The sequence below is a fragment of the Ruminococcus sp. RTP21204st1_B2_RTP21204_210225 genome, assembly GCF_040914135.1.
Classification (GTDB): Bacteria; Bacillota; Clostridia; order Oscillospirales; family Ruminococcaceae; genus Hominimerdicola; species Hominimerdicola aceti.
In genome coordinates, this window is the sequence record NZ_JBCPGA010000066.1 from 1 (window position 1) to 8,652 (window position 8,652).

At 44.1% G+C, this 8,652-nt stretch carries 5 protein-coding genes and 1 pseudogene; all 6 read right to left on the bottom strand.

What is annotated here, in order from left to right:
• Positions 1-1,110: DUF3991 domain-containing protein (locus tag AB5123_RS13245; RefSeq protein ID WP_368364941.1), on the bottom strand; the 1,110-nt coding region annotated here is incomplete at its 3' end.
• 12 nt (positions 1,111-1,122) lie between these two features.
• Complete coding sequence (locus AB5123_RS13250) at positions 1,123-1,821, bottom strand: hypothetical protein (RefSeq protein WP_117859541.1); 699 nt, start codon at positions 1,819-1,821, stop codon at positions 1,123-1,125.
• A gap of 13 nt (positions 1,822-1,834) precedes the next feature.
• Positions 1,835-2,146: a DUF3852 domain-containing protein gene (locus tag AB5123_RS13255; RefSeq protein ID WP_038672885.1), complete on the bottom strand. Its 312-nt coding sequence runs from the start codon at positions 2,144-2,146 to the stop codon at positions 1,835-1,837.
• Between the two features lie 23 nt (positions 2,147-2,169).
• Positions 2,170-7,257 (bottom strand): collagen binding domain-containing protein, encoded by a 5,088-nt coding sequence (locus tag AB5123_RS13260; protein WP_368364942.1) that lies wholly within the window; start codon positions 7,255-7,257, stop codon positions 2,170-2,172.
• Between the two features lie 78 nt (positions 7,258-7,335).
• Positions 7,336-8,271, bottom strand: coding sequence for a hypothetical protein (locus tag AB5123_RS13265; protein WP_117924123.1), 936 nt, complete (start codon positions 8,269-8,271; stop codon positions 7,336-7,338).
• Positions 8,272-8,379: 108 nt separating this feature from the next.
• Positions 8,380-8,652, bottom strand: a pseudogene (locus AB5123_RS13270) (hypothetical protein); the annotation flags it as partial.

The following is an 8,652-nucleotide window of genomic DNA, read 5'->3' on the forward strand; positions in this document are numbered from 1 at the left end:
GCTGTTTATTTGTTCGGTTTTGGGCATAAAAAATGCAGAGCCTGCCAAAGCATACTCAGCCAGATATTTGTATTGTCCGTTTTTAAATGTTGCATAGATTTGTGAGGTCAGCTTGTCGGGACGGCATCGTAAATACTTTAAGCTATCAATCTGATGAAGATATTCTTCCTTCCGCTTGTGAGGAACAGCAGGTAAAGCTTTGACCCCGTTCTTTGCTTTCAGCACCTCGTTCCAATCTTTGTACGGCGGTGCAAGGCGTTTGACGTTTGAATATCCGTTCTCATTTAGGATATCCCTTAGACGGTCAACCGCCTCGATCCCACCCTCGTCATTATCAACACAGAGAATGACTTCTGACAGGTTTGAATGATTCTTTAACGCCGTCAAAACAGCATTTTCATAAACTCCGTTCATAGCGATGTAGCTGTGTTTTTGCCATTCTTTCGGGTACAGAGTAAGAAAACTCAGCATATCAATGGGAGCTTCAAATATATAAAGTCGTTCATCCTCTCCGAAATGTGCAAAGCTGTATCGGGTATCAGAGCCGCTACAAGTGATCCGGAATGTACTGCCGACGCTGTTTGTTGACCGCTTATGTGCCTGTTTAGGCATACCCTTTTCATTAAGCCCGACAAATACTGCGTTGTGGTGGTTTTTATCCTCATAGAGAGTATGCTGTTTGGCAAAGTGTGTGATGATGTCAGCCGAGATAAACCGCTGTTTTATGAGGTAGGCATAGACTCTGTGCATATTTGTGTTTGCTTGGGGCAGTCTGAACTCTTTCTTTTCTTCCTTTGCGATAGCTTTCGGCGGACTGTGGGACAGCAGAGTTACCGTCTGTCCCAACAGTTCCTGTACCGCAGTCTGAAAGTCCATACCATAAAACTCCTGCATAAACTTTATTGCTCCGCCGCCTGTCTGATTTTTATGGTCGAACCATTTTGAACCACGGATAGTTATACTGTCGTGCTTGCCTGAGCTGTCGTAATATATGAGCTTATGCTCTATGCCGGCACGCTCAAGCTTTTCACCACGCACACGCAGATATTCTGCCAAGTCTACGCTGTTGGCAAGGACTTTTTGTTCGTCTGTAAATGGGATATATGGCACTTTATCACCGCCTTAATACTTCACATTCTCCGCAAACTTACTCATCAGCTGCGAAAAACTCTGCCTTTCCATCATATCCGAACTGAGAAAAGCACCCGATACAACGGTAAGCTTGTCCTCCGAAAGCACAGCGTAGGTTTCCGTGTATCCGAACTGCGTCGCCATACCATCGGATTTCTGAACAGAGCCGTACCGCTGATATTTACACTTAGAAACAACACTGCTTGTCATACGATAGATGGACACAAAATCGTCCTCAGTGATACCGCTCATCTGTGCGGAGGTCTGTCCGAAGTAATAATCTCCGAAGTTTTCAAGGATATATTCCATATCGTGATCAAGATCACTCTGACTTAGATCAATACAGAGAACATCGATCATACCGCCGCCGTTTTTGCCTTTCAGCGATATATTCTGCACTCCGTTTGAACTGTCTGTCTGCGTTTCAAATGAACAGCCTTTCATTGCTTCTGTTACCAATGCGCTTGTATCTGAAAAGCATATATTTGAATCGAAAAACTCCGCAATAAAGGTATCATATTTTACCTGTTCTTCATCGACGGTACTTTCAGCCTCCGAAGAGGCAGCCGCACTTACTGTCGGTGCGGCTGTTGTGACCGTTGTCTGCTCGGCTTTGAACGGCGGCGAGATATTTCCGCAGCCTGTAAGGATCACCGCAGACAGTGCGGCGAGTATAAGAATATTCTTCATTTGTCATACCTCCTTACACAATGGACCAGATATACAGCGGAGCGGTAAGTGTGAATATGAGGCAGGCGAAGATTATCGCAACAGGAGTCCATTCTATCTGTCCGTGCTTGCGGTAGTCCATATACATCGCACCTATCTTCACAAACAGCAATACCGCAAGGATAACATCAAGGCACGGAAAAACAACATTGTTCACCACCGACACTATCTGCGATCTGGCTGTGTTCCAAGTGCTTGTGACCGCTCCCGCAACATCGCCCGAAGCGTAGGCGGTGGTCGTAGGCATTGCGGCAAAGCAAAAAGCCCCTGCAAATGCCGCAGCCATTCTCTTTGTTTTGGCTCTTCTCATTACACATCATTCCTTTCATTATTCTTTCTGCTTGCAAATATTAAGGACAAAAGCATTACAGAGCCGATCATAAGATAGATACATATGCCATTGTCTGATGACACACCTGTGTGAGGGTTGTCTGTTGTGACTGTGTGAGGCGTGTCAGGCAAGCTTGGCTTAGCCTCGTCCACCATTATGACTATGGGTGTGCCGTCTTCAGCAATCACTGTCGCATCTGCATTTTCTACGGTAACATTGCCGTAAACATCGACTGTAAACTTAATGTCCGTTGCGATAACATAACCGTCGGGAGCGGCGATTTCTTTCAGCGTGTAATTTCCCTCAGAGTCAATGATCTGCATTTTTGCTCCCTTAAGCTCGTTTCCGTAAATATCACGTTTTGAAATCTCAACAGTAATAGGCTTGTTTTCCGCAGTTATCTCAATAACTTCTCCGTCCTCTGAAATGCTTACGGGATAGCTTTTATTGCTGAGAATATATCCTCTGGGAGCTTTTATCTCTCTTACAACATACTCGCCGTAAGGAATGTTTCCAAACTCAAAATATCCCTTTTCATCGGATACGGCTGTCATTATGGCATTGCTTTCTGAAAACACTTTACAGTCCTTTCGGAACAGTCCGAACACCGCATTTTCAAGGGGTTCGCTCTTGTCATCGGTCTTATGTCCCTCTATCCTGCCACGCTTGATAATATTTTCAAACTCTCCGCAGTCGATATCCACGGTCTGAATATCCTGTCCCATATACTCGAATGTCACAAGGTACTTTTCGCCGTTGAGGACGTAATGTTCGTCAGTAGCGATCTCCTGAACATAGTACTTGCCGAAGGGCAGAGCAGTGTCAAATTGTGCGCTCATATCTTCTTCAAGACTGATTTCAGAAATAAGACCGCCGGCAGGGATCGACGTGCCGTTTGCTGCTGTGATATCTTCTGCGGCAAACAGTCCGAAACGAACATTTTTGTACTCTCCGTTACTGCCGATACCGAACAGTTCATCATTTTCCATTGTCTTAGAAAGCCTTATCATTACTCTCTGATATTCATTTTCAAACTCTATATCCACAGTATCTCTCACCTCAAATTCCTGTCCTGCATAGATAAGCTCTGCATATTTAGGCTCGCTGTTCATCACATATCCAAAAGGAGCTTTTATCTCTCTGACTTCATATCTGCCAAGATACAGCGGCTCAGTTTCCCCATAGCCGTTTTCATCGGTCATTATCTCCGCTACAACATCGCCTGCCTTTGCGTGAACTGTTCCGTCTGCTGTAACAATATCCTCTGTGGCTGTTACCTGAAATACCGCTCCACTAAGAGCACATTCCGTAAACACAGGCTTGTATGTGGTCTGACCGCTTTCCATGATTTCGCCGTTCTCGTCAACGGATATGGCGCTTCCCATAGCGGTAACACCTGTAAATGCATCGCCCGATTTGTAAACCGATATCTTTCCTTTCTGCGAATCGTTTCCTACGTCAATATTAAGCTTGGAGTATGAAACGCTGTTGCCTGTGAACTTAAATTCAAAGGTCTTGCTGTCGGAGTTAATGGCATAACCCTCTGCCGCCTTGGTCTCGGTAAGAGTGTACTTTGCTCCCACATACATCTGTGCATTTCCCGTATCCGCATGACCTGTGCTGTCGGTTGTCATTTTGCAGATTACATCTCCCTTCTTGTGAAGCTGTTTGCCGCCTATTGCAAAATCTTCCGCCGCTCTTACCTCAAATTCAACTCCTGGAAGAGGTTTCTTTGTTTCGCTGTCTGCTTTGTAAACTTCAAGAGTTCCTCTCTGAACATCGTTTGTTACGGTCACTTCGTGAGGGATAGTAAGGGTATCGGCTTTATCCGATTTCGCCGTAAACTTCGTATTCTCCGCAGAAATAACATACGGCTCGGGAGCGGAAACTTCCACAAGTTCATACTCAAAGTTCGGGTAGATGGGTATTGTCTTTGTATATCCCTGCGTTCCGTCGGTTTCGTATTCTGTGTAGGTGCTTGAGACATAACCCTGTTCATCGGTCACAACAGTACCCACAGACTCGCCCTTTTTCTGAACGGTCTTGCCGTTAAAAGCAATATCCTGCGTGGGAACAATGTCAAAAGCAACACCCTTTATTGGATTGCCGAATTCGTCAACCTTGTGAACCTTTAAATCTACAAGCTGCAAAGTATTTGGAATATCCGCAGTGTAAGTTATCACAGGATTCGTGCCGTCCTCAATATCCGCAATTGTGGTCGTTACAGTAAATGAACGGCTTAACTCTCCGTTCTCGTCAAGCATAATATACTTGTCGTTTTCACGCTCTGTTACGGTATAAACGTTTTCAAAGGTTTCACCGTTAAGCTTGCCAAGAGCAAGATTTTCAACGCAAGCGTAACCATTGCTGTCGGTAGTGACACTCTTTACAACCTTTCCATTTAGCGAAATATCGAAAGTAACTCCTTCTATCTTAATATCATTAAGAACATCATATTTGTTAAGCTCCAGCTTAAGTGTAAAAGGCTTGTCCGTTACTGAATAATTGTAATCCGAAAGCTTTGCATTCTGAAAATTATCAAGGTCGTTCACTACCGAATTTGCACGGTTCACAAGATGATATTCGGTGTCCAGAACATAGCCGTTAGGTGCAGTGATTTCCTTAACATAGTAGTTGGTGTTGGGGAGCAGATCGTAATCGAACTTTGCTTTTCCGTCACTTCCTGTTGTTGCGGTTTTTAAAAGCTTTTTTGCGGAGTTATACAGACCGTACTTTGCTCCCGAAAGAACATCGTTTGTATTGCTGTCCTTCTTTGTAAGCACAAGACTGTAATTTACAAGCTGATTTACTATCTCAGCACTGCTGTGAAGTCTGTTATCTTCAAGTTTGTTTGATGAAATGGGATAAAGATTTTCTGCTCCGAGAATATATTTCTTCCCATTTTCATCAGTCAGAGCATATGACTTACCTGTATCGTTTCTTATGATACCGCAGATATCTCTTTTTGAAACAGCGTCTTTAAGACCGCTGAGGCTGTATGCTTTTGAAGTCTCAAGACTTTCATCATAGCCATATCCCTTTGCTCCGTTTATCTCGATAAACACAAGCTCCTTTGCATTGCCTGAGCTGTCAAGAGGTACAAGATCAAAGAAAAGCTGACCGAAGTGATCGCAGGTGTCACAGCCACTGTAGTTTGAGCCTGTGCTGAAAACATATGCCTTTGAGATATCGGTTGTAGTGCGTGAGGTATCGAATATGAGGTCGTGATTCGAGTTAAGCTTGGTTGGCACATAGTAACAGCCGTCCCCTGCGGAGTACGTCTTTCCATTAAAGCCGTCAAGGTCGTTAAGATCGCCTGAAAAAGCTTTGTCTGCGGACTTGTGACCCTGCGAGATATATCTCATAACAGGCTTGCCGTTTTCCTCGTCCCAGTAACCCACAATAAATTTGGTGGACTTGTAGATGTCGGAGAGGGTCTTGATGTCGCTCTCGTTATCGCTTGATAAAGCCTTTCCATCACCGTTGAGAATGGTTTTGTCAAGCACCGCAGTTCCAAATTTAGCATTGTAGCTTGTTTCGCTGTTGTTCATCTTGACCGTCTTTGTTCCTGCGTTTGAGGTAAAGTCAGATGTCGGCGAAGGCAAAGTGACGCTCTTTGACAGCTTTTCATACCTTTCATTATCGGGGACAGTATACTCCGTTACCGTATATGTCCTGCCATTTGAAGTTGAGGTCGGCAGATCGTTTACTGTGAAAGTACCCTTTGTGTCTGTGTTTTTAATGGTCTTAAACTTTGTAGCCTCGCTGACAGAAGTCACATACTTTGAAAAAACATATCCAGTTCCTGCACTGTTTTTGTCTGCCTGAACATAATACTTTTTTCCGTCATAAAGACAGGAAACTACAAACGTGGTCTTGCCAAGAAGAGTATTAAGCTCCGCCGCCGTTATCTGATTATTGCCTGAATCGGTGTATGTCTTTTCAACGGTAAGATTCGGCTCGTTGTATGATGCAAGTCCCACATATCCTACGATTGGGTCGAGTCTGGTTGAAAGCAGGCAGGTCTGATAGTAGCTGTTGGCAAACAAAGTTTCCTGCTTTTTCAGGCTGTTCTTCATCTGCATCGGGATACTTTCTGTAACATAGATATTGCTGTCGCCGCTTGAAGAGAACTGCCTTTCCTTTGACCATATGGTGTAAACAGTATTTGTTCCGCTCATTTCTGTTTCAATGCCGTAGTCCTTGCCGAAAGTACCGCTGAATTTAGACTTTATCAGCGATCCAAGCTTGCTTTCAAGGCTGCTGAAATTATGTGCAAGGCTTGAGGCTGTGACATAGGAAGTGGGCACAGTCACTTTTGTTTCGTATCTTAGATTTTCAGCGTTGTATTTCATAACGTGTGCTTCGTCCTTTGCCTGAGCTTTGGTGGATTTCATAGCAGAGGGAAGCTTGTAATGATCCTTCACATTTGAAACAATATCGTTGTACGCTTTTTCAACTCCCGATCTTGTACACCAGCCGCCGCTTGGGTAGGTGAAGTCATTCCAAAGGATATCCGAGCACTTTGAAAAGGTTGCCTGCGTATGTCCTCTGTAGCCTAAAATGAGCTCCCATATGAGGCACTGTGTTGCGGCATAGTAGTCACCTGTTTTGTGGCTTGAATAGCCGTAATACTGCACAAGACCGAGATACTTCGCCATAGGTCCGTCGGTTCCGCCTATGGACTTCCAATATGCAAAGCTGTCTGCCTTGTTCTTATCGGTCAGATCAAATGTATCATACTTTGTAAAGCCGTTCTGAGTATACCAATCCTTGTAGCTTGCTCCCTGCATTGACTTTGCAGGCTCGATACAAAACGCCCAGTCGGAAGTTGATGACGGACAGAATCTGCATATCTGCTCTCCGGCTTTGATATATTGTCCGCTTACTCCTCCTGCTGCGCCGTTCTTTCTGTTTTTGATAGTTGGATTGACCGAGCTGTTCCAGGTATATCCTATTGATACTCCCGATGTGGCTGCTGAAACATTCGCCGTCAGCGTGGTCATTCCTATTGCCGCCGCAAGCATTGCCGCTGTGCAGCGTTTTAATATTTTTCTTATCTTCATCTGTAATTACTCCTTTGTTTTTTTGCAAAGAAAAAAGAGTCGAATTTTCGACTCTTTTCCCTGCTTATTCAGTTGTTTTTAGTCCTCCGTAAGAAACCATATTGCCGTGCCGTCAAAGCCTACATTAAACTCAATATCGCTTGCATATTTGAGGACATTATTGCCGCTGTATATCTCCCACCTGTTGAACAGTCCGTAGTCTATGACGTGCAGACATTTTTCTCTCGTTTCACTGACTATGCTGTAGATCTCTCCTTCGTTTCCTGCATGATCTATCAGCCATCTGCTGTCTGCGTCAGCATATGCGTCCATGTGAGCATATGACAGGTCGGTCATGTCATTTCTGACCGTAAGATCTAGCGGTTTCTCATAAAATATATCATACTCATCTATTCCAAAGCTTACATGGATATCTCTTTTGCCATTGAAGCTTTTGGCATATTCAAGTATTTCAGACCTTATGAGGTTTTGTTCATCATCGCTCAGGCTTTTGCCCTCGCACAGCTTTCTCCATGCTTTCATGGGCTCCGACCACTGCATGGTATTTTGCGGTTCTGTTGTGCTTTGCTTTGCCGTTGTTGTCTGCGGTTTCTGTGTAGCAGTTGAAGGCTTTGGTGGGGCTGTTGCAGTCTGCTTTTGCTGTGTAGTTGTTACCGCAGGTATTTGAGTAGTATCAACTTCTGTATTTTCCTGCGGCTTTGCTGTCTGAGAATAACTCTGCTGTTTCGTTTGCTCCTGCGGTGGCCGCAGACTTACATCCTTACTGCTGACCGTACTTTTCTTGGTTGTTTTAGCTTTGGAAGTTTCGGATACCGTCTGCGAACTCTTTTTAATGGTCGTTGTGGTTTCACTTGTATCCATTTCTTCCTTTGTCGATGTTTCTGCAGAAACTATAGCCGTGACCGTAGTTTGACTAGCTACTGAAGAGCTTTCGCTTTCCGTGGACTCCGATACATTTCCGCAGGCTGATAAAAATACCACACAGAATATTGATATGACCATTGCTCTTTTCATATCATCACGCTCCTTGACAAGCAATATATCACACTAGTACTTTAAAATCCAGACTTTTTATTGAAGTTCTACCTTTGTGACAATTTGCACAGCATAAGCTTTAGCAAACTACATACTTATCTCCGGTGACTCTTCAAATTCTTCAAGCGGTTCGATCACTTCAGGTCTTGTTTCTCTCACAGCAACCAGCCCGATACCAGGCAGATCTACTATGATATGATCAAACTGCTGCTTGTACTTTTCTATCTGTTCATCGGTAAGTGAACAAGAGTCCCATTCGCCGTATTCGTTACGATAATTGCCAGAAATATAGAAAGTGCCGTGAACAAGAGTATTTCCAACTATCCTGTTAGGCTTTGAACCGTTCAGCAGAAACTCATC

Bases quoted from the DNA above. Each gene is read 5' to 3' on its own strand.
- AB5123_RS13265 (WP_117924123.1), bottom strand. From the start codon at position 8,271: ATGAAAAGAGCAATGGTCATATCAATATTCTGTGTGGTATTTTTATCA.
- AB5123_RS13250 (WP_117859541.1), bottom strand. From the start codon at position 1,821: ATGAAGAATATTCTTATACTCGCCGCACTGTCTGCGGTGATCCTTACA.
- AB5123_RS13260 (WP_368364942.1), bottom strand. From the start codon at position 7,257: ATGAAGATAAGAAAAATATTAAAACGCTGCACAGCGGCAATGCTTGCG.
- AB5123_RS13255 (WP_038672885.1), bottom strand. From the start codon at position 2,146: ATGGCTGCGGCATTTGCAGGGGCTTTTTGCTTTGCCGCAATGCCTACG.